The organism is Synechococcus sp. 1G10 (genome assembly GCF_002252625.1).
Taxonomy (GTDB): Bacteria; Cyanobacteriota; Cyanobacteriia; order PCC-6307; family Cyanobiaceae; genus Regnicoccus_A.
Map to the genome: position 1 here is coordinate 33,774 of NZ_NQKW01000020.1, position 18,635 is coordinate 52,408.

Consider the following 18,635-nt stretch of genomic DNA (forward strand, 5'->3'; position numbering starts at 1 on the left):
CACGCTTTTCCCCATGACGCTGCAACTCGGCGACACAGTTCCCGATTTCACCCAGGAGTCCCAACTGGGTCCGATCAACCTCTACGACTTCGCCGGCGACAGCTGGGTCGTGCTCTTCTCCCATCCGGCCGATTACACCCCGGTGTGCACCACCGAGCTTGGCGAGGTGTCACGCCTGCGCCCCGAGTGGGAGAAGCGCAATGTCAAAACGATCGCCCTGAGCGTGGATTCGGCCGAAAGCCACAAGGGCTGGATCGCCGACATCAACGAAACCCAGTGCACCGTCGTTGATTACCCGATCCTGGCCGATTCCGACAAGACGGTCAGCGATCTCTACGGCATGATCCACCCGAACGCCCTCAACAATCTGACGGTGCGCTCGATTTTCATCATCGATCCCAACAAGAAGCTGCGCCTGCAGATCACCTACCCGGCCAGCACCGGCCGCAATTTCACTGAAATTCTGCGGGTGATCGATTCGCTGCAGCTCACCGACCACCACCAGGTGGCCACACCGGTGAATTGGAAAGACGGCGAGGACTGCGTGGTGGTGCCCTCGATCGCCACCGAGGACGCCCGCGTCAAGTTCCCCAAGGGCGTCACCGAGATCAAGCCCTACCTGCGCATGACCCCCCAGCCGAACAAGTGAGAACAAACCAGCCTGGTTGGCCGCGGCCTGCCAGCTGGCTTGTCTTTCCCTCCCTTCTCTCCCGCCTGCGGCGGGATTTTTTTTGGCCAGTCGCAGCGGATGTCAGGCCGAGCGGCGGCCGGTGGGCACGGGTCACAGAATGGCGCCGCACACAGATGAGCCTTGATGACCAACTGGTGGCGCTGGCAAGGAGCCGTAACGGCCGCACCGGACCGTTTCGCGGTGATCGGGGTAGGGCGTTTCGGCACAGCCGTCTGCAAGGAACTGGTGCACTGCGGCGCCGAGGTGCTGGCGATCAACAGGGATCAGCGCGCCAGCAAAGGGGATCTGCTGGTGGTGATGGGAACTGTTCAGGCGCTCGAAGGGCTGCCCCAGCTGTGAGGGTCCCGGGGCGGCCCAGCCTGGTGCTCGGGCTGATGAGCGGCACCAGCGCCGATGGGGTGGACGCGGTGCTGGCCAGTTTCCAGCCCCCGCTGGCGCACCCCCGTTGGCGTGTGCTCCACCAATGCTTCTATCCCTACCCCAGCGATCTGCGGGCCCAGCTGATCGCAGTGGGACAGGGTCAGCCATTTGCGGCGTCCGCGCTGCTGGATCTGGCCGAAGCCGTGAGCGAAGCGCAGGCCGAGTGTGCCCGCCGCTGTGATCCAGACGGCCGCGCCGCGCTGGTGGGCTGCCATGGCCAGACCATCTGGCACCGGGCGCCCCAGGGGGGACGGCGCGGCGCAAGCTGGCAGCTGCTGCAGGGGCCACTGCTGGCCCAGCTGCTGGAGCGGCCGGTGGTGTTCGATCTGCGCGCATCCGACCTGGCCATGGGCGGGCACGGTGCCCCGCTGGTGCCAGCGGCGGATGCCGCCCTGCTGCCACCGATCGGAGGTTGGCGCGCTGTGCTCAACCTCGGAGGGATCGCCAATCTCACCCTGCTGCCGCCAGCCCAGGGACCGGAGCGCCACCAGCCGGTACGGGGCTGGGACTGTGGCCCGGCCAACAGCCTGATTGATCTGGCGGTGAGCCGCTTCAGCCAGGACAAGCTCAGCTACGACAAGGGGGGATCCTGGGCCAGTCGGGGCACAGTGCAGGAGGAACTGATCCAGTCGTGGTTGAGGGAACCCTTCTTCCAGCTAGCGCCGCCGAAATCCACCGGCCGGGAAGATTTCGGAGTACTGGATCTGGATCGGCGCCTCCTGGAGCTTGAGCTGCGGGCGGAGGCCGCTGGAGCTCCCCTTGAGCCCGCCGATGCCCTGGCCACTCTTACGGCCTTCAGCGCAGCGGTGGTGGCAGCCGACCTGCGCCATGGGCCGCGGCCACTGGAGTTGGTGGTGGCCGGAGGCGGAGCCCGCAACGGGATGCTGATGGATCAGCTGAGGCGGCGCTGCCGGGGACTGTGGGTCCGCCCGCTAGCCGAGCTGGGCCTCGATGAGGCAGCCCGTGAGGCACTGGGCTTTGCCCTGTTCGCCTGGTGGCACCAGCATCGACATGCCGGGGCCCTGCCCTCGGTGACTGGGGCCAGTCGAGCAGTGGTGATGGGGGTCAGGGCCGATCCCAGCCTTTGAACTGCCGGGAGCAGCCCATTCAGGAGCCGGAACGGGGCAGCCGCAGGCGCCGCGGCAGCCCCCGCAGCCGGCGGGGCTGGCTGCTCTCCTGGCGCTCCAGCACCTCGCGGAAGCGTTCGGTGGGCCGTTCGGTGGGCCGGCCGGCGGCGCTGGCGCGCTCGCCCATCCCCGGGGAGGGCGGAGCCACTGCCTGCTCGAGGCTGTCGAGCCCCCGCTGGATCAGCACCTTGGCCATGTTGCTCACTGTTCGCGACTCCGCCTCGGCCGCTGCGGTGAGGCGCTCGCAAAGCCCCTCAGGCAGCACCACCTGAATACGCGGGGACTTGGGGCGGCCGCTCGTGGAGGTCTGGCGAGTGGCCACAGCGGAACAGATCCCACGCGTTACACACCAGTGTACAGAGATCTCAACGGATAGTATCCGGCACTAAGATTGAGACGCTCCGAGCCAGAGCCATGCCCAACAGCGCGCTCACGTCGGCGGCGGGACAGACCCCGAAGCCGCGTCGCACAAAAGAGCGTCAGGGCTCCCCAGGGAGCACCAGCGCGCGCGCGGCCGGCTCCAGCAACGTCGAGGTCTCGGCGGTGATCAGCACCTACCTGCTCACCCATCTGCATCACGTGCTGCAGCGCGCCGAGTTCAACGCTCTTCAGGAGGGCCGTCAGCCCCTGGCCGCCAATTACGCCCAGCTGCGCCAGCTGCTCTGCCTGGAGGCCCGCAGCCTGGAGAGTCCCACCGCCCGACCCGAATCGAGCGAATCAGTGAAGCCGCCGCAAGCTGCCTGAACGCTCTTCTAATCTGAATTTCCTCCTGGCCCACGGTTCAGCGGCAGCATGCCAAGACCAGGACATGGGGGCATTCCACCAGGGCGGTCATCAGCATTCTTTCTGCTCCTGCTGACCATTTCTTGGGTGATCCCGGCGGGCATCATCGCTGCCGGCGTGTTCCATCGGGTCGATCTGTTCCTGGCGTTGTCGCTGATAGTGGTGATCTACGACAGCCTCCAGGCACTTGGCATCCTCCTGCTAGCTCACCACGGCTGGCGACGGCAGCTGAGCTCCTCGGCGGCGGCAGTGGCGGAGCAGCGGCCACGGGCGGTACCGACGATCGATGTGATCATTCCAGCCTGGAACGAGGCCACCTCCCTGCCTGCCACCCTGGAGAGTGTGCTGTCCCAGGTTCCCCAGCCCCAGCAGGTGATCATCTGCGACGACGGCTCCAGGGACGACACCCTGGCGAGCCTGGCCGAGGCCTACGGTCTCGAGCACGGGGGACGGTTGCGCCGATCCAGGAGCCATCCCAGCCTGCGGCTGCTGGCCAAGGAGCACGGAGGCAAAGGGGATTCGATCAACCAGGGTGTTGCCGTCAGCGAGGCCGCGGTGGTGCTGATCATCGATGCCGACACAGAATTGCTGCCCGGCGCCCTCGCCGCCCTGGAACACAGCTTCGCCCGGGAGCCGGACCTGGATGCGGTGAGCGGCACGCTGCTGCCCCGCTGTCCCCCCACCCCGCAGGGGCGCCTGTTCGCGGGCTTCCAACGCTATGAGTACGCGCGCAACCATCTCTGGCGCCTGGCCTGGAGCCAGCTGGACGCCAGCCTGATCATTTCCGGAGCCTGCTCAGCCTTCCGCCGCCAAACCCTGCTGGATATCGGCGGCTTCGATCCCTCCAGCTGGGTCGAGGACTACGAAATCATCTACCGGCTGCAGCGCCACCGCCGCGACCACGGCGATAGATGCAGGGTGAGAGTCGAGCCCGCCCTGGCTGTACGCACCGAAGCCCCAGACCGCATCGGAGTGTTCCTGCGCCAGCGGCGCCGCTGGGCCGGTGGATTTTTGGACACCCTGATCCACTACCGCTCGATGGTGGGGAATTGCCGCTACGGCGTGCTGGGGATGCTCTACCTCAGCCACAACACCTACACCGTGGCCAGCTTTCTCTACCCCCTGGCCTGGTTTCTGGCCAGTCTGGCCTTGCTGGGGGAACCGCCTGCGCGACTGCGAGCTCTTGGTCTGCTGGCCCTGATTTCCGGCCTGGTGGGAGTGCTGCTCACTGGGCTCTCGCTGCAGCTCTACCGGCGTGCTTTCGGCCGTGGCGATGTCTCTGTGCCGGGTGCACTGATCGAGTTGAGTCTCAGACCGTTTTTCTACATTCCCCTGAACCTGCTCAGCCACATCTGGGGTTATGCCAGCAGCCTGAGTCGGCGCCAGTCGTGGTGACAGATCCAACATCCAACAACAGCCAACAAATGCTGGCCACCACTGAAGAGCCGCCATAGGGTGCCCATCAGACAGCTCCGGCAGCCACCGCCAGGCCCGTACCAATGACCGAGCACCCGCCCGAACCGGCCGCCGCGGCCAATGCCGCCGCCCTCTACGAGCGGATTCGCTCCGATGAAGCCCTCACCCAGTCCTTGTTCCGCCAGGCGCTGCAGGACCCCAAAGGCACGATCGCGCGGATCATCGCCATGGGAGCCGACTTCGATCTCCCCGTCACCGAGGCGTCGGTTCGGGAGCATCTGGCCTCCCTCGACGATCTGGAGAGCAAACAGTGGCTGATCAAGGCCCGCGGCGGGCTCTGATCCAAGCAGCGAAGAGCGTCGTCTTTCGCTCTGCTCAGGGCAGCCGCCCGCCGCCGGGAGCGGCGGGCTCCGTCTGGATGGCCGGCCTCTGAGGAGGTGTCTGGCGCAGCTCACGGCCACCCTGGGCCCAGCTGAAGAACAGCCAGTAGCTGACGATCGCCAGTCCAGCTGCCACCACAAGCGCCGCCACCTGCTCCAGACGTTTCACCATCAAGTGAGGTGGGGGGATGGATCGGTCAGTCTGCCCCGCAGCTGATCGGATCCGCCCATGGGGGATGGATCAAGCCACCGCGATCGGGCCGAGCGGAGATGATGACGTTTCACAGCTGATCCGCCCAAACCGTGCTCCGTCTGGAACGTGTCTCAAAGATCTACCCCAACGGCGAGGTGCTGCGGGATGTCACCTGGGAGGTCAAGTCCGGGGACCGGGTCGGTCTGGTGGGGGTCAATGGGGCCGGTAAATCCACCCAGCTGCGGCTGATCGCCGGCCTGGAGGAACCCACCACAGGCCAGGTGGTGCGCCAGGGGAATCCCCGCATCGCTTACCTCCGCCAGGAGTTCGACGTGGACCTAGGGCGCAGTGTTCGCGAGGAGCTGTTCCAGGCTTTCGGCGAGGCCGCCGACGTGCTGATCCGCCAGCATCGGGTGGAGCACGAGATGGCAAGCGATCAGGCGGCGACCGATCCTCACCACCTCGATGAGTTGATCCATGAACTGGGCCGGCTTCACAGCCGCTTTGAAGCACTGCACGGCTATGAGCTCGATGCGCGCATCGACAAACTGCTGCCCACCCTCGGATTCACCCCCGAGGGGGCCGAAGAGGCGGTGGGGGCTTATTCCGGTGGCTGGCAGATGCGCATCGCCCTGGGCAAGATCCTGCTGCAGGATCCGGATCTGCTGCTGCTGGATGAGCCCACCAACCACCTGGATGTGGAGACCATCCAGTGGCTGGAAGGGTATCTGCTCGAGCAGGAGGTCCCCATGGTGGTGGTCAGCCATGACCGCGCCTTCCTCGATCGGGTCTGCAATTTGATCGTCGAAACGGAGCGGGGCGTCTCGCGCACCTACCTGGGCAACTACAGCCAGCACCTGGAGCAGAAGGCCCTGGAGCGGGAAGCCAGTCAGGCCGCCTTCGATCGCCAGCAGAAGGAACTGGCCAGCCAGCAGGCCTACATCGACCGCTTCCGCGCCAGCGCCACTCGCAGCACCCAGGCCAAGAGCCGCGAGAAGCTGCTGGAGAAGGTGGAGCGGATCGATGCTCCGCTCGAGGGACTCTCAGGCCCCCGCTTTCAGTTCCCGCCAGCACCTCGCTCGGGGCGCCAGGTAGCTCTGATCGAGGATCTCACCCACAGCTACGGGGAGAAGATCCTCTTTCTGGGCGCCGATCTGGAAGTGGAGCGGGGGGATCGCATCGCCTTCGTCGGTCCCAACGGGGCGGGCAAATCCACCCTTCTGCGCCTGGTGATGGGGCTGGAAGCCCCTGACGGGGGCCAGGCCGGCCTGGGTGAGCACAACGTGGTGGCCGGGTACTTCGAGCAGAACCAGGCCGAAGCCCTCAATCTTGAGCGCAGTGTCGTCGACACCCTGTTCGAGGCCGTACCCGACTGGACCCAGACCCAGGTGCGCTCGCTTCTGGGCAATTTTGGCTTCAGCAACGACGACGTGTTCAAGGACGTGGGCCAGCTCAGCGGTGGAGAAAAGGCCCGTCTGGCCCTGGCGCTGATGCTGCTGACCCCCTCCAACCTGCTGGTGCTGGATGAACCCACCAACCACCTCGATATTCCTGCCAAGCAGATGCTGGAGTCAGCACTGCAGGACTTCGAAGGGGCCGCGCTGATCGTCTCCCACGACCGCTACTTCATCTCCCAGGTGGCCAACCGGATTGTGGAATTGCGCGACGGCGAACTGGTGCTGTACCGCGGCGATTACGCCTACTACCTTGAGAAAAAAGCTGAAGAGGCCGAAGCCGAAAACCTCGCCCAGCAGGACCGTGTGAAACAGGCCCGCCAGGAGGCCAACCGGCAGAAGCAGAAAGCCAAGAGCCAGGGGCGCCGCGCCCGCACCGGCAGCTGAAAGGATGGCCTGGAGCACCCTTCAGCCCTGAATCAGCAGAATCTCTAAAGCAAGCACAAACAACTTCATCCTTCAGTAGGTAAGAAGACTCAATTGTCTGGACCCACCGGAATGATCTCCATATCCTGACCATATCCCCAACACCCAGGTCCGGCGCATGTCCCATTCCTTCGGCAATCCCTTTGCCAGCCAGGGCGGAGCAGGCTCCCTGCAACCTGCTGCAGGCCTGGCGATGACAGCCACCACCTCCAGCCTCGGCCACGATGGAGCCGGTGATTCGGTGGAGAGCTACTTCGAGTGCATCACCACCTGCTCCCTTGACGATGGCGAGTGCATCACCCAATGCGTGGAGCTGCTTCGGGAGCACCACTGAGGCTTTGCGCCAGCGCCTGCCCCATGGGCAGACCCTGACAAGAAATCGGTAACTCTGTGCCGGTCGATACGCGAGCACCCGAAACACTTCGTAGCATTGGCGTGGCTTCACCGCCCCGTCGCGATGCCTCGTATGTCCGAACCGCTCGCCCTCAGCCTGGGCCAACAATTTGAGTTGGAGCGCATGACCCGCATGATCGACTCCACTGGGGACCCTCAGTCGTTGCGGGGTCTCGCCAAGCAGTTACTGCAGGCCTGGCACACACAGAAAGCCGCAACGGAATGGATCATGCGCCAGCAGCTGGGCACTCCCGGCCACTTCGGAGGCATGGCGAAATCTGCAGCCAGCCCCTCCATTGACAGTTCCTCCCAGACGAACGTCAACGGCTCCATGGATGTCCTCTGAACCGGATCCAGGTTCTGGTTCAGCTTCAGTTCAATGAGGGGAGTCCATGCTCGCCATGGTCATCCCCTCTTGCGCGTGAGCTTCACCCTGACGCTCACCTGGCTGGGCCTCCTCCACCCTGCATGCCCGTAGGCACCACCTCCAGCTGAACCGGGGTCCCGCCACGCATCACTCTGAGCGCCATCGGCCGCCCCACCCCATTGGCCTCCACGGCCTCCACCATCTGAGACGGACCGGTCACCGGCTTGCCTGCCGCCGCCACGATCACGTCTCCACTGCGCAGACCGGCTCTTGAGGCCGGGCCTCCTGGCATCACTGAACGCACCAGCGCGCCCCCATTGAGACTGCGCTTCAATTCGGGGGGAAGGTTGTCGAGCCCCACGCCGATCATCGGGTGGCTGACCCGGCCTGTGGCCAGAAGCTGAGTGGCGATTTCCCGAGCCCGGTTGATCGGAATGGCAAAGCCCAGACCAGCCCCGGGACCCGAGCGCACCAGCGTGTTGATCCCCACCACTTCGCCGTCAGCATTCAGCAGGGGGCCACCGGAATTGCCCGGATTGATCGCCGCATCCGTCTGAATCAGATCCAGCCGCTTGTCGGTGATGCCCAGCTTGGCCACGTTGCGGTTGAGGTTGCTGATGATGCCCATCGTCACCGTGTTATCGAGGCCAAAGGGGTTCCCCACCGCAATCGCCCAGTCACCCACCTGAAGTGCATCGGAATTGCCCAGGGGGGCGACCGGCCACGGGCCTGGCTCCATCAACCGCACCAGGGCCAGATCGGTGACGTTGTCGAGCCCGATCACCTTCCCCTCCGTACGCCGTCCGTCCTTGAGCCCCACATAGACCCTGTCGGTTTTCTCCACCACATGGGCGTTGGTGAGGATCAGCCCATCGGACTGGAAGATCACGCCGCTGCCCTGGCCCCGCTCCGTGCGCTGACTCGGCTGCTGGGCCTGGGGGAAGAAGTGGCGGAAGAAGGGATCGAGCATCATTCCGGGCGGCAGTCCACCACTGCCCGGGCGAACCACGGTGCGCTCGGTGTCGATCGTGACCACCGCGGGCCCTGAGCGGCGCACGGCGTCGGCCACGAACGACTGGCGAGAGAGGGACGCTGCCGCCGCAGGCCTGGCCTGAGCGAGGAGGGGAGCGACCGGCAGCAGCGGGGTTCCCAGCAGCAGGGCCAAGGGCAGAACAGGACGCAGGGACCGATGCCAGAAGGCGTTCTTCGTCATCACGTCAGGAAAGCTCAGATTTTTGGACCGTAACGGCAATAGCGGGCTGCACGAAAGGCCGGTCAGCCGCCAAGGTGTGACGAAGTACGGCGGGCAAAGCCACCCAAATCGCCCGGCAACCACCTAGAGTTTACAAACATTCACAAAATCACCATGGACACCAGCACTTTTTTGCTGATTTTTCTTGCCTTCGGTGCCGCTTGCAGCAGCCTTTGGGCCTGGAGAGTCGCCCAGGGAGCCACATCCAGGCAATGATGAGGGAGTGAACGGGAATCCCCCAGCACCGCCGAGCCGCCGATGGCACAGTTGTTGTCTCAGATCTTTCCGATCCTCTACGGCGCCTGCGTGCTGCTGCTGCTCTGGCAAGCCTTCAAGGTGATGGCCAGGGGCTTCTCAGCCGTGCCCCGTCCGGGCGATACAGCCTCATTCATGCCTACGAGCACAAGTGTGGCTGACGATCAGGAAGCAAAGGGAGACCGCACCGGCAGGCTCACCATCCACCCCGAGCTGCTTGATGCCGATGGGCAGATCACATCCGAGGATCTGCTCACGGTGCGTTTCGGTGGCGACAACGACTCCACCAGGCTTCCGGCCCAGTCCGACTGATCCAGCCCCATCAATATCTTGGAGCGACCCGCCCGGCTGGTACAACCGGTAGGCGAAACCGAGTTCTGGCGGAGGCCGAGGATTGGATCAGAAAACACGCATCGTGGCGGCTGTGCTGCGCGGCCTGAAGCTGCCGCCCCGCTTCCGCCTACACCTGATCAAGGACGATCCGATTCGTCTGGAGCTCAGCCTGACCCCTGCCTACGGCAAAGACCCGATCCTGGTGGGGCTTGTGGAGTCGCAGGATCTGGTGGCCCGTCGCGACCGGGAAGGTCGAATTCCCCGCGACCTGCAGGGCACCTGGGACTGGACCGTCCGACACGGCAAGGTGAGCACCGGTGGCTGGAATCCATATCTCAAGGAGGCCCTGCAAACCATGTTCGAAACGGGTCTGCCGGCGATTGTCTATGAAGAAACCACCGGAGAGGCCTACCACCCGGTGGATGGGGCCCGTCACGTGCGGTGATCGACGGCGCTTCAGATCTGTGGTCATTCCAACGTGTGGCTACGAAACGTGGCCATCAACACCACCCACCCCACCGGGCGGCGTTAAAACTGCAGGATCCACTTCTTCCGATTCTCTTCATGTCCTCTCTGGGCCTGTCCGTCGGGCCGCTTGTGCGCTTGCTGGCCTCCCTGGGATTGCTCAGCACCGCCCTGCTGGCCCTCGTTCTGCGGCTCCTCGGTTGAGCCGTCAGGATCAGCTTGAGATGCCTTCGCCGGCGGGACCAATCCCACCGCGCTGAACTCCATGGGCTTCCCCTTCAGTCGCCGCGGGGAAGCGTTGCCGATCGACCCGCTTCTGCCGGAGATCCTGCACCAACTTCCCCCCGGCGGCACCCTTCTTCTTCAAGTACCGCCCGGGGCCGGCAAAACCACCCGCGTCCCCCTGGCCCTGCTGCAGCACCTGGCCTCAGACAACGGCGAGGTTGAAACCATTTTGATGCTCGAGCCGCGTCGGCTTGCGGCCAAAGCTGCAGCAACCCGCCTGGCTGAAGCCATCGACGAGCCGGTGGGCGCCACGGTGGGATATCGCGTACGGCTGGAGCAGCGCTGCTCCAGGACCACCCTCCTGGAGGTCCTAACAGACGGACTGTTTCTGCGCCGCCTTCAGGACGACCCGGCCCTCAGCGGCGTGGTGGCGGTGATCTTCGATGAGTTCCACGAGCGCCGCACCGACGCCGACCTTGCCCTGGCCCTGCTGCGGGAGGCCCGTGCCCTGCTGAATCCCCAGCTGCGCCTGCTGGTGATGTCGGCCACGCTCAACCTTGAACCCCTCAGTCAGCAGCTGCCGGAGGCGGTGGTGCTGAGCAGCGAGGGTCGCAGCCATCCCGTGGAGCTGCACCACCAACCGCCGCGGGAGCGGGAGCCTCTGGACCGCCAGGTGGTGCGTGCCCTGGAGAGCCACTGGCTGCAGGACGAAGGCGATGCCGGTACGGCCCTGGTGTTTCTGCCGGGTCAACGGGAGATCCAGCAGGCGCTGCGGGCGATCCAAGCCACCGGTTGGGGCCAGCAGGCGGAGCTCCATGCCCTGCACGGTGGACTGTCCCTGGCGGCCCAGAGCCGCGTCATCGGCGCCAGCCAGCGCCTGGGAGGCAAGGTGGTGCTCACCACCTCCATCGCCGAAAGCTCCCTCACGATCGAGGGGGTTCGCCTGGTGGTCGACAGCGGCCTGAGTCGGCGCAGCCGCTTCGATCCACGCACCGGCATGGACGGGCTGGTCACCCTGCCCGCCAGCCTGGCCAGCGCCGAGCAGCGCCGGGGTCGGGCCGGTCGCCTGGGACCCGGCCGCTGCGTGAGGCTCTGGTCAGCCGCGGAACAGCGACAGCGGCCGGCCTACGACCTGCCGGAGCTGCTGGAAGCCGACCCCGTGCCGCTGGTGCTGCAGCTTGCCCGCTGGGGGGCCGGCCTCGGGGAAACGTTGCCGTGGCTGGACCCGCCACCGCAGGCCGCCCTGCGTCAGGGTCTGGAGGTGCTCACGCAGCTGGGTGCCGTCGACCGGCAGGGGATCCTCACCGCTCATGGCCGGGCCATGGCCCAGCTGGGGCTCCATCCCCGCCTGGCTCACATGCTGCTGGAGGGCCAGCGCCTGGGCAGGGCCCAGCTGGCTTGTGAGCTGGCGACGCTGCTGAATGAACGCGACCCGCTGGCGGGCAAGGGGGCGGGCACCGATCTGATGGCCCGCCTCGACTGGCTCCGCCAGGACGGGCCAGACCCCCGGCGCGGCACGATCCGGCAGCTTTGCCGGCAGCTCCAGCAGCAGTTGCAGAGCAATCGCGGACCTGGCGGCGCAAAAGCGTCAGCCACCACGCTGCCCAGCGCAATCGTCTCCTGTCAGGAAGAGGCTGAGACGGCGGCCTTGCTGTTGAGCTGCGCCTACCCCGAGCGGATCGCTCTTGCACGCCTGGAGGGACAGGGTCGCTTTCTCATGCGCAGTGGCCGGGGCGCCCAACTGCCGGCCCACGACCCCCTGGCGGGCCAGAGCGTGCTGGCGGTGGCCGCGGTGGACGACAGCGGCAGCGACGTGCGCATCCTCCAGGCCTTGCCGCTGAACCGCCGGATCCTGGAGGCACTCCAGGCCGAGCAGGGCTGCCAGCTGCCGCTGGTGAATTGGCAGCCGGCCGAGCGACGGGTGCGGGCCGTGATCGAGCGGCGGCTTGGGGCCCTGGTGCTGGAACGTCGCCCCTGGGACGACCCACCCGAAGCGGCTGTGCTGGCGGCAATGCTGGAAGGCATCCGTTCGCTCGGTCTGGAGGTGCTCCCCTGGAGCAGGGACAGCCGTGAACTGCAATACCGGCTCACCCTGGCCCACGCTCGCCTGGGTGAACCCTGGCCCGATCGCAGCGAGCGCGCACTGGAAGGAGATCTGGAGCAGTGGCTGGGGGATCAACTGCTCGGCCTGCGTGCCCTGGACGAGCTCCGCCAGCTCGACCTGAAGGAGGGACTCTGGAGCGGGTTGGCCTGGGAACAACGCCAGGAGCTGGAGCGCCTGCTCCCAAGTCAGATCATCCTTCCCACCGGGCGCTGGGCCCGACTGGAATACGGCAGTGGCGAGCCTGTGCTCTCCGTGAAACTTCAGGAACTGTTCGGTCTCAGCGAAGGGCCCAGGGTTCTGGAGGGTGAGCTGCCGGTGAGCCTGCATCTGCTCTCCCCAGCCAGACGGCCGGTGCAGATCACCAAGGATCTGGGCGGTTTCTGGCGGGGAAGCTACGCCCAGGTGCGCCGGGAGCTGCGGGGGCGCTACCCGAGACATCCCTGGCCCGAAGATCCGGCTCAGGCCGTGCCCACCGCCGCCACGAGCCGAGCCCAGGCCCGCGGCACTCAGGGGTCGGTCGGTGCGTCATGAGTCAGTCGAAGAGATGGGCGAAACCAAAGTGGTGGAGACCCTCGACGATGCCATCGCAGCCATGGCCAGCCGCGGCAAAGGTGGCTGGCAAGGCGGGCAGATGGCGACGCAGGGCTGGCTCGGCATTGCCCACCATGATCCCCGCAAGGCCGGTCTGGAACATGGCCAGATCATTGAGGCTGTCCCCGGCTGTCACCACCCGCCGCGGGTCAAGCTCCAGCCAGTTCAGCAGCTCCAGCAGGGTGGAGCCCTTGTTGACCCCGGCTGGCAGAACATCGAAGTAGCGACCGCCGGAGAACAGGCAGTCGACACCCTCGGCCTCCAGACGGGGCACCAAACCATGGTCAAAACTCTCAGGGTCATAGTCGTAGGCGAGACGTCGATCGACACTGATGGGCTGGGGACTCAGGCCTGGCTGCCCGCGCAGCAGGGGCTCGAGCCGCTGCTGCTGCCCCCGCCAGCGCCGCTCGATCGGATCGACCGCCAGTGGCACGAGCTCGAGGCTGGCGCCGCAGGCCACCGTGCAGCCCACATCACTGATCACCAGGTGGGGAGCCCCAAGCCCCAGCCGCGGTTCCTGCTTCAGCAAGCGCGCCACCGAACCAAGGTCACGGCCCGTGCAGAACACATGCAGCACCTGCTCCCGGCGCGATTGCAGCCAGCCGTAGAGCTTCAGGCGACCGGCAATGGACCCCTCCAGCAGCGTGCCATCGAGATCGGTGACAAGGACCAGGTCAGGGCTGCTGGGCAGTGGAGCGGACAACTGCCGTTGCAGGCGCCGTCGTCGTGTGCCGACGGGAACGCTGGTCATTGGAGTTTCCACAGCCAACCAGGATCAGCGTTCTCACAAGGCTGCCGCTGCCTGGCCTTCGCCAAGCAAGCGCTCAGGAACGAACAGGGGCCGGCCTGGGAGCAGGCCGATCGATAGGCGGGAAATCCGAACACGACAACTGACTTCGACCAGGCGTCAAGAGAGCTCCAAGATTCGTTACGATAAGAAGGCCTACAGCATCGACGCATGTCTGACGCCACCCAACCCCGTTTTGGTTTTGTCAACTTCGCTGAAACCTGGAATGGCCGCCTGGCCATGCTCGGTTTCGTGATCGGCCTGGCCACCGAACTGCTCACCGGCCAAGGCATTCTCTCCCAGATCGGCCTGGGTTGACCCCCGAGGTCCCACTCGGCAGTCGCCGAGACTCACTCCGACAACCCCATCGACTCCTTCTAGTGGAGGCGGTGGGGTTTTCAGTGGCTCTGGCCATCTCCGTTCCTGTTGCTGTTGAAGACACAGACGCCATGCCTTGGATCGTCTGAGCCGTCAGCCAGACTTCTCGATTCCCTCGACGGTTCGTGCCTTTGGCTCCGTTCTTCGTCAAGAACCGGCGTGATGGCTCACGCCTCTTAAGCACGGCCCTGGTGATCACCACGGCGGGGTTGATTCGTTTCGACCACCCGATCGGCCGCATGCTCTTTCTGACGGCCTCGGCGATCAGCCTCTACTGGGGCTACTGCTACGGACGGCTGGAGCATTGACCCGCTCGACTTCCACCGGTGCCCCAGAGCTGGCGGCGGACACCAGTGGCCAGCTCCTGCCTCGTTACAGCGTCACTGACCTGAACCGCTCGATCGGCAGCCTGCTGGAGCGCGGCTTCGCCCCCCGCTTTCTGCTGGAGGCGACGGTATCGCGCCCGCAGCTGAAGAAAGGCCATCTCTGGATGACGCTGCTGGATGAGACAGCCTCGATTTCGGCGGTGGTCTGGGCGTCACAGCTGCCTCGCCTGACCTTCACACCAGCCGATGGTGATGGGGTGATCGTCGTCGGCAAGCTCAATTTCTGGGGAGCACGCGCCAGTCTCTGCGTCCAGGCCCTCGACATCCGTCCCAGCCTGAGCAGCGTCCTGCGGCAATTCGAGCGTGTCAGGGAGCGCCTTGAGAGCAGCGGCCTCTTTGATCCATCCCGCAAGCGGCCTCTGCCTGATTGCCCTGCGGTGATCGCGCTTCTCACAAGCAGCCCCAGCTCCGCCCTGGCCGACATGCTGCGCACCGCCGCCGAACGCTGGCCAGCGACGAAGGTCCTGGTGATACCGATCCCCGTACAGGGTGCCGTTCAGGCCAGCATCTGCACGGCCTTGGAGCTGGTGGCCCAAGCCGCCAAGCGGCTCGGTATCGAAGCGGTAGTACTGGCTCGAGGTGGTGGCAGCCGCGAAGACCTGGCCGTATTCGACAGCGAAGAGGTGGCTCTGGCCCTGGCGGCCATGGACCTGCCGATAGTCACCGGCCTTGGCCACGAAGACGACACCACAATCGCCGATTTGGTAGCCGATTACCGGGCCGCTACACCCACGGCGGCAATCGTGGCACTGCTCCCCGACCAGCGCACCCTGCGCCAGGAGCTGCGGCAACGGCAGCAGCAGGTGCGACAGACCCTGCGCTGGCGAGTGGAGCGCGAACAGCAAAAGCTGGCCGCACAGAACCTGCGTCTGCAGCAACTTCACCCCCAGGCGGTAGTGCAGCTGCAGCAAGCACATCTGCAGCAACGCCTGCAGCTACTGGAGGCTCTCTCACCCAGACAATTGCTCAAGCGTGGATTCTGTCTGGTCCGCGGAGAAGCCGGCCAGCTGCTGCGCTCAATCGAGCAGGTGGAAATAGGCCAGAGCCTGCGGGTTCAGTGGTTGGATGGAACCGCCGACGCCCGCGTCACCGACTGTCGTCACGAGCACCTAGAGCCATGAGCAACCGCAAGCGTCAGCCGCCGTCCCAGGATCCGATCGAAGACAACTGGCTGAAGGAGACACAGCAGTTGACGTTTGCCCAGAGCCGCACGGCCCTTGATCTCACCCTGGCGGCACTGCAATCGGAAGAGCTGGAGGTGGAAGCCATGGCCGGGCTCTACAGACAAGCCGTGGCCTACGCCGATCGCTGCGAACAGGTCCTGCAGCAAGTGCAGCAGCAGGTTGAGGAGCTAGACCTGAATTCCCTGGAATCCTGAGCATGACGCCAACGAGCCATGAGGCCAGCTCCATGTCCAGCGACGAAACCACTGATACTGCTGATCTCAACACGTCCGCGAGGCCCTCACCCTGGTTGCAATGGATCTACCTCGCCCTGGCAGTGTGTGGTGCCATCTTCCCCTGGCTGGCCAACGTCGAATTCATTCGCGACTACGGCGAGGCATTCAATCTTGCTCAGTTCATCGAGTTGGCCAATGCCAACCCAGCAGCCCGATCCCTGTCACGAGATCTGCTGATTGGAGCGACAGCCGTAACGATCTGGATCGTCAGCGAAACACGCCGATTGAAAATGCGCGGACTTTGGCTCGTGCTGCTTAGCAGTGTAACGATCGCCTTCGCCTTTGCGGCTCCATTCTTTTTGTTTCTGAGGGAACGGCGCCTTCTGGAGATCAGCCGGAGCATCTCTGCAAAGAGCTGATCAAACCAACATCTACGAATGCCCGAGCTTCAGGTCCTCAGCGACAGGTCGTCAGCGACAGGGCACTAGCAACACGTCAATCGGACTGAAGAACAGCGTGTAACGAATTAAAGTTGGCAGATTTCGGCGGCACCTGCCAACTCTCAGCGAGAGTCTACATCTTTCGACTCAACATCAATGGTGACATCGCTCACATCGAGATTGTCATCACTGGATGCCCCTTCAAAGGGTGCTCTACCGTCTTGCCGTAACCAATTCGCGAAGACCTTTGGCAGGGGTTGATCAACCGGAGAAGGCTGGGAGTTGTCCGCTTGAGGATCGGCATCAGCACTCGGAAGTGGAGCACCACAGGCAGGGCAGGTAGTGGTGGCCATGCTGCTGAGACCACAGACCGTACAAGTACGCACCCTTCTTCTCAGCAGCTGAAAGGCAAGGGCACCAGCTCCAGCCAGCAGAAACGGCAGAAGCAGGACTGCCAGGGTGAGTCCGCCCAGCAGGTCAAGCAATAGGCGACCCAGCGGGGTGGGAGCAACCAGCAGCAGACCAGCAATCAGAATCAAGAACCAGGGCAACTGCCGGTTCATCAGCGCTGGAAGCGAGAATCACGTTCCAACCAGCGCTCAAGACCAGCAAGAGCCTCCACTCCAGCCCAGGCACAGGCAAGGGCACCAACTAGTAAAGCGACGATGAAACCAGCCGCGATGAGCACTGGAACCAAAGTCAAGGTGAAAAAAGTCCCCACTACACAGGCACCAACACCAGCGCACAAAAGCAGGAGAGCCGTGGGGAGTGGACGCAAGGCAAGGCTTGATTTGGTCACCGCAGAACCAACACACTCCATCATCGTCGCTCATCCACGCCCATTGTTGAACGAGCGGCGGGTGCGGATCTCCGTAGATGCATCAAGTGGTCAGCTCTTTGGGATTCTCCTCAGGAGGAATTTCCTGAATGAGACCAAGGCGAAGGCCAAAGCTCTCAGCTGTCATTGACCCTTCGGTTGCTAGCACTACGCTGTAGGCCACGCCAAAATAATAGATCAGCCCCAACAGCCACACCCATAAAGTCAGCACCAAGACCCCACCAATCAATCCATACGCCTGAAACCGAGTGCCTAGAGATACGATACTTCGCCCGACGGCAATATTGAGCAAGGTATACGCAGATCCAACAAGCATCGAGCCTGGCAGGAGCAAGTGCCAACTGATGCGCCGGGAAGGCAATAACCGCAGGAGACCAAGAGACACCAAAGAAGCTATCAGCAAAGAGACCAGCAGATCAGCGAGCGCCGACACTGGGAACAGGTAGCGGTACAACCACGCAAGCGGTGCTGCCGTCAATCCACGCCAGGTTTCAAAGCCCATCAATCGAAGATTAACGGTCAACTGATCCATCACGAACAAGGTGCCGACGGACAGCAAGAACATCGTGGCCTTCAACCTCAGCATCAGGAAGCGCCTGACCACGACCAAAACGTTCTGAACAACGGGGATAGGTGCCACCGTGGCCCCGGCACGAGCATTCCTCTCAAATCTCAGGGACCAGAGATGATCAGTGCCGCGCTGCAGGCTGAGGTAGGCATTGCTGGCGGTGATCAACAACACAGCCACACCCAGGAAGCCCGCCCCGCCACGTTGCCTGTAAAGCTGTACCAAGGTCGATTGGACAACCCGCTGAGCGGAATCCGGCAAGAGCTGGGATGTCCAATCAAGAATCTGGCCAGTGAGGCCATCGTCCCGACCCAAGACCCAACTTGCAAGCGAGAGAATAATCAGAAGGACCGGGAAGAAGGATTGAAGAGTGTGATAAGCAAAAGCAGCACTTAGATCAACGCAGCCAAAATGGTTCCAGAGTCGACATGACCACCAAATCCGACGCAGGAACAGCTTCATACGCCTACCAGCTCGACCATCACATTGATCGGCTTCAGAAGCATCCAAGTCTGGCTGGGCAGGTAGACACCATTTTGAGCTTAAGCGGACTCAACCTGCCTGTCTGCGTCATGAGCCGAGCAGACGAACGCAACATGACAGCAGCCAAGCGTCGCCGTTGCTGCTTGCCACAATTCCCTTGATCACTACGGAAGCGAACGACTTGCTCAACTCAGCGTTAGACAATACCGCTTAATGAGTCTAAGGCCTTATCGCAGAGTCATCAATTGAAATGACGCTTGCTCCAACGCCTAAGAGTTTAACCTCAGCACCCGCGACTACACCACCACCAGCGCCAACGGATACAGCAACACCAGCAGCAGCTCGATCTCGATCTTGAGCAGCAGCAGCCCAGCAGGACCGGAAGCTACGCACAAAAAAAGCCACCCTGAGGTGGCTTTTCAGTACATCTAGCCTCAGCAGCGCTGAGGTTAGATGTAGAGCGATTAGATTGTTTTATCCT

At 63.9% G+C, this 18,635-nt stretch carries 23 protein-coding genes; 17 read left to right on the forward strand and 6 right to left on the reverse strand.

Annotated elements, in window-relative coordinates:
* Positions 1 to 13: 13 nt before the first annotated feature.
* The 3 genes from CJZ82_RS14020 to CJZ82_RS14030 all read left to right on the forward strand — a co-directional run bounded on the left by CJZ82_RS14020 (position 14) and on the right by CJZ82_RS14030 (position 2,199).
* Complete coding sequence (locus CJZ82_RS14020) at positions 14 to 649, forward strand: peroxiredoxin (RefSeq protein ID WP_094556385.1); 636 nt, start codon at positions 14 to 16, stop codon at positions 647 to 649.
* A 165-nt stretch (positions 650 to 814) separates the two neighbouring features.
* The gene (locus CJZ82_RS14025; RefSeq protein ID WP_233130259.1) at positions 815 to 1,030 is read left to right on the forward strand and encodes an NAD-binding protein; all 216 of its coding nucleotides are present in this window, start codon (positions 815 to 817) and stop codon (positions 1,028 to 1,030) included.
* Positions 1,027 to 2,199, forward strand: coding sequence for an anhydro-N-acetylmuramic acid kinase (locus CJZ82_RS14030; RefSeq protein ID WP_369820074.1), 1,173 nt, complete (start codon positions 1,027 to 1,029; stop codon positions 2,197 to 2,199). Before CJZ82_RS14025 ends, CJZ82_RS14030 begins: the two co-directional genes overlap by 4 nt.
* A 19-nt stretch (positions 2,200 to 2,218) precedes the next feature.
* On the opposite strand, the gene CJZ82_RS14035 is transcribed toward CJZ82_RS14030, so the two are convergent.
* Complete coding sequence (locus CJZ82_RS14035; RefSeq protein ID WP_094556386.1) at positions 2,219 to 2,560, reverse strand: hypothetical protein; 342 nt, start codon at positions 2,558 to 2,560, stop codon at positions 2,219 to 2,221.
* Positions 2,561 to 2,652: 92 nt separating this feature from the next.
* Here CJZ82_RS14035 and CJZ82_RS14040 point away from each other — a divergent pair, with 92 nt between their 5' ends.
* From CJZ82_RS14040 to CJZ82_RS14050, 3 genes are all read left to right on the forward strand, one after another.
* On the forward strand, positions 2,653 to 2,982 hold the full coding sequence (locus CJZ82_RS14040; protein WP_094556387.1) for a hypothetical protein: 330 nt from the start codon (positions 2,653 to 2,655) through the stop codon (positions 2,980 to 2,982).
* A gap of 126 nt (positions 2,983 to 3,108) precedes the next feature.
* The gene (locus tag CJZ82_RS14045; protein ID WP_158218582.1) at positions 3,109 to 4,416 is read left to right on the forward strand and encodes a glycosyltransferase; all 1,308 of its coding nucleotides are present in this window, start codon (positions 3,109 to 3,111) and stop codon (positions 4,414 to 4,416) included.
* A 104-nt stretch (positions 4,417 to 4,520) separates the two neighbouring features.
* Positions 4,521 to 4,778, forward strand: a complete 258-nt coding sequence (locus CJZ82_RS14050; protein WP_094556389.1) for a hypothetical protein — start codon at positions 4,521 to 4,523, stop codon at positions 4,776 to 4,778.
* 34 nt (positions 4,779 to 4,812) lie between these two features.
* Here CJZ82_RS14050 and CJZ82_RS18720 read toward each other — a convergent pair whose 3' ends face one another.
* Positions 4,813 to 4,989, reverse strand: a complete 177-nt coding sequence (locus CJZ82_RS18720; protein ID WP_198949786.1) for a hypothetical protein — start codon at positions 4,987 to 4,989, stop codon at positions 4,813 to 4,815.
* A gap of 131 nt (positions 4,990 to 5,120) precedes the next feature.
* Between CJZ82_RS18720 and CJZ82_RS14055 the strand changes: the two genes are divergently transcribed.
* The 3 genes from CJZ82_RS14055 (at position 5,121) to CJZ82_RS14065 (ending at position 7,629) form a co-directional block, all read left to right on the forward strand.
* A complete protein-coding gene (locus tag CJZ82_RS14055) occupies positions 5,121 to 6,851 on the forward strand; it encodes an ABC-F family ATP-binding cassette domain-containing protein (protein WP_094556390.1) in 1,731 nt (576 codons plus the stop codon).
* A gap of 157 nt (positions 6,852 to 7,008) precedes the next feature.
* Positions 7,009 to 7,224 (forward strand): hypothetical protein, encoded by a 216-nt coding sequence (locus CJZ82_RS14060; RefSeq protein ID WP_094556391.1) that lies wholly within the window; start codon positions 7,009 to 7,011, stop codon positions 7,222 to 7,224.
* Between the two features lie 123 nt (positions 7,225 to 7,347).
* A complete protein-coding gene (locus CJZ82_RS14065) occupies positions 7,348 to 7,629 on the forward strand; it encodes a hypothetical protein (protein ID WP_233130260.1) in 282 nt (93 codons plus the stop codon).
* A gap of 94 nt (positions 7,630 to 7,723) precedes the next feature.
* Here the strand turns inward: CJZ82_RS14065 and CJZ82_RS14070 are convergent, their stop codons facing one another.
* Entirely contained in the window at positions 7,724 to 8,863 is a 1,140-nt protein-coding gene (locus tag CJZ82_RS14070; RefSeq protein ID WP_233130261.1) for a trypsin-like peptidase domain-containing protein, read from the reverse strand.
* A 297-nt stretch (positions 8,864 to 9,160) separates the two neighbouring features.
* On the opposite strand from CJZ82_RS14070, the gene CJZ82_RS14075 reads away from it, so the two are divergent.
* From CJZ82_RS14075 to hrpB, 3 genes are all read left to right on the forward strand, one after another.
* Positions 9,161 to 9,469: a DUF2973 domain-containing protein gene (locus CJZ82_RS14075; protein WP_094556393.1), complete on the forward strand. Its 309-nt coding sequence runs from the start codon at positions 9,161 to 9,163 to the stop codon at positions 9,467 to 9,469.
* 82 nt (positions 9,470 to 9,551) lie between these two features.
* The gene (locus CJZ82_RS14080) at positions 9,552 to 9,935 is read left to right on the forward strand and encodes a hypothetical protein (protein ID WP_037979909.1); all 384 of its coding nucleotides are present in this window, start codon (positions 9,552 to 9,554) and stop codon (positions 9,933 to 9,935) included.
* 285 nt (positions 9,936 to 10,220) lie between these two features.
* Positions 10,221 to 12,815, forward strand: a complete 2,595-nt coding sequence (gene hrpB, locus CJZ82_RS14090) for an ATP-dependent helicase HrpB (RefSeq protein ID WP_094556395.1) — start codon at positions 10,221 to 10,223, stop codon at positions 12,813 to 12,815.
* Between the two features lies 1 nt (position 12,816).
* Here hrpB and CJZ82_RS14095 read toward each other — a convergent pair whose 3' ends face one another.
* A complete protein-coding gene (locus CJZ82_RS14095) occupies positions 12,817 to 13,626 on the reverse strand; it encodes an HAD family hydrolase (RefSeq protein WP_198949787.1) in 810 nt (269 codons plus the stop codon).
* A 207-nt stretch (positions 13,627 to 13,833) separates the two neighbouring features.
* Between CJZ82_RS14095 and CJZ82_RS14100 the strand changes: the two genes are divergently transcribed.
* The 5 genes from CJZ82_RS14100 to CJZ82_RS14115 all read left to right on the forward strand — a co-directional run bounded on the left by CJZ82_RS14100 (position 13,834) and on the right by CJZ82_RS14115 (position 16,244).
* Complete coding sequence (locus tag CJZ82_RS14100) at positions 13,834 to 13,980, forward strand: chlorophyll a/b-binding protein (RefSeq protein WP_006172180.1); 147 nt, start codon at positions 13,834 to 13,836, stop codon at positions 13,978 to 13,980.
* Between the two features lie 185 nt (positions 13,981 to 14,165).
* Positions 14,166 to 14,348 carry a hypothetical protein gene (locus CJZ82_RS18725; protein ID WP_369820076.1) on the forward strand — a complete coding sequence of 61 codons (183 nt, stop codon included), beginning with the start codon at positions 14,166 to 14,168 and terminating at the stop codon, positions 14,346 to 14,348.
* Complete coding sequence (xseA, locus tag CJZ82_RS14105; protein WP_094556396.1) at positions 14,345 to 15,547, forward strand: exodeoxyribonuclease VII large subunit; 1,203 nt, start codon at positions 14,345 to 14,347, stop codon at positions 15,545 to 15,547. The genes CJZ82_RS18725 and xseA overlap by 4 nt, the downstream gene beginning before the upstream one ends.
* The gene (gene xseB, locus CJZ82_RS14110; RefSeq protein ID WP_094556397.1) at positions 15,544 to 15,804 is read left to right on the forward strand and encodes an exodeoxyribonuclease VII small subunit; all 261 of its coding nucleotides are present in this window, start codon (positions 15,544 to 15,546) and stop codon (positions 15,802 to 15,804) included. The genes xseA and xseB overlap by 4 nt, the downstream gene beginning before the upstream one ends.
* A 32-nt stretch (positions 15,805 to 15,836) precedes the next feature.
* On the forward strand, positions 15,837 to 16,244 hold the full coding sequence (locus CJZ82_RS14115) for a DUF2834 domain-containing protein (protein ID WP_233130262.1): 408 nt from the start codon (positions 15,837 to 15,839) through the stop codon (positions 16,242 to 16,244).
* A gap of 143 nt (positions 16,245 to 16,387) precedes the next feature.
* Here CJZ82_RS14115 and CJZ82_RS14120 read toward each other — a convergent pair whose 3' ends face one another.
* A complete protein-coding gene (locus tag CJZ82_RS14120) occupies positions 16,388 to 16,828 on the reverse strand; it encodes a hypothetical protein (protein WP_094556399.1) in 441 nt (146 codons plus the stop codon).
* 318 nt (positions 16,829 to 17,146) lie between these two features.
* Positions 17,147 to 18,133, reverse strand: coding sequence for a YihY/virulence factor BrkB family protein (locus tag CJZ82_RS14130; RefSeq protein WP_094556401.1), 987 nt, complete (start codon positions 18,131 to 18,133; stop codon positions 17,147 to 17,149).
* Positions 18,134 to 18,635: the final 502 nt, after the last annotated feature.

Excerpts from the sequence above, each read along its gene's own strand:
- CJZ82_RS14020 (WP_094556385.1), top strand. The coding sequence starts at position 14 with ATGACGCTGCAACTCGGCGACACAGTTCCCGATTTCACCCAGGAGTCC.
- CJZ82_RS14025 (WP_233130259.1), top strand. The coding sequence starts at position 815 with ATGACCAACTGGTGGCGCTGGCAAGGAGCCGTAACGGCCGCACCGGAC.
- CJZ82_RS14040 (WP_094556387.1), top strand. The coding sequence starts at position 2,653 with ATGCCCAACAGCGCGCTCACGTCGGCGGCGGGACAGACCCCGAAGCCG.
- CJZ82_RS14050 (WP_094556389.1), top strand. The coding sequence starts at position 4,521 with ATGACCGAGCACCCGCCCGAACCGGCCGCCGCGGCCAATGCCGCCGCC.
- CJZ82_RS18720 (WP_198949786.1), bottom strand. The coding sequence starts at position 4,989 with ATGGTGAAACGTCTGGAGCAGGTGGCGGCGCTTGTGGTGGCAGCTGGA.
- CJZ82_RS14060 (WP_094556391.1), top strand. The coding sequence starts at position 7,009 with ATGTCCCATTCCTTCGGCAATCCCTTTGCCAGCCAGGGCGGAGCAGGC.
- CJZ82_RS14065 (WP_233130260.1), top strand. The coding sequence starts at position 7,348 with ATGCCTCGTATGTCCGAACCGCTCGCCCTCAGCCTGGGCCAACAATTT.
- CJZ82_RS14070 (WP_233130261.1), bottom strand. The coding sequence starts at position 8,863 with ATGACGAAGAACGCCTTCTGGCATCGGTCCCTGCGTCCTGTTCTGCCC.
- CJZ82_RS14075 (WP_094556393.1), top strand. The coding sequence starts at position 9,161 with ATGGCACAGTTGTTGTCTCAGATCTTTCCGATCCTCTACGGCGCCTGC.
- hrpB (WP_094556395.1), top strand. The coding sequence starts at position 10,221 with ATGGGCTTCCCCTTCAGTCGCCGCGGGGAAGCGTTGCCGATCGACCCG.
- CJZ82_RS14095 (WP_198949787.1), bottom strand. The coding sequence starts at position 13,626 with ATGACCAGCGTTCCCGTCGGCACACGACGACGGCGCCTGCAACGGCAG.
- CJZ82_RS14100 (WP_006172180.1), top strand. The coding sequence starts at position 13,834 with ATGTCTGACGCCACCCAACCCCGTTTTGGTTTTGTCAACTTCGCTGAA.
- xseB (WP_094556397.1), top strand. The coding sequence starts at position 15,544 with ATGAGCAACCGCAAGCGTCAGCCGCCGTCCCAGGATCCGATCGAAGAC.
- CJZ82_RS14115 (WP_233130262.1), top strand. The coding sequence starts at position 15,837 with ATGTCCAGCGACGAAACCACTGATACTGCTGATCTCAACACGTCCGCG.
- CJZ82_RS14120 (WP_094556399.1), bottom strand. The coding sequence starts at position 16,828 with ATGAACCGGCAGTTGCCCTGGTTCTTGATTCTGATTGCTGGTCTGCTG.
- CJZ82_RS14130 (WP_094556401.1), bottom strand. The coding sequence starts at position 18,133 with ATGAAGCTGTTCCTGCGTCGGATTTGGTGGTCATGTCGACTCTGGAAC.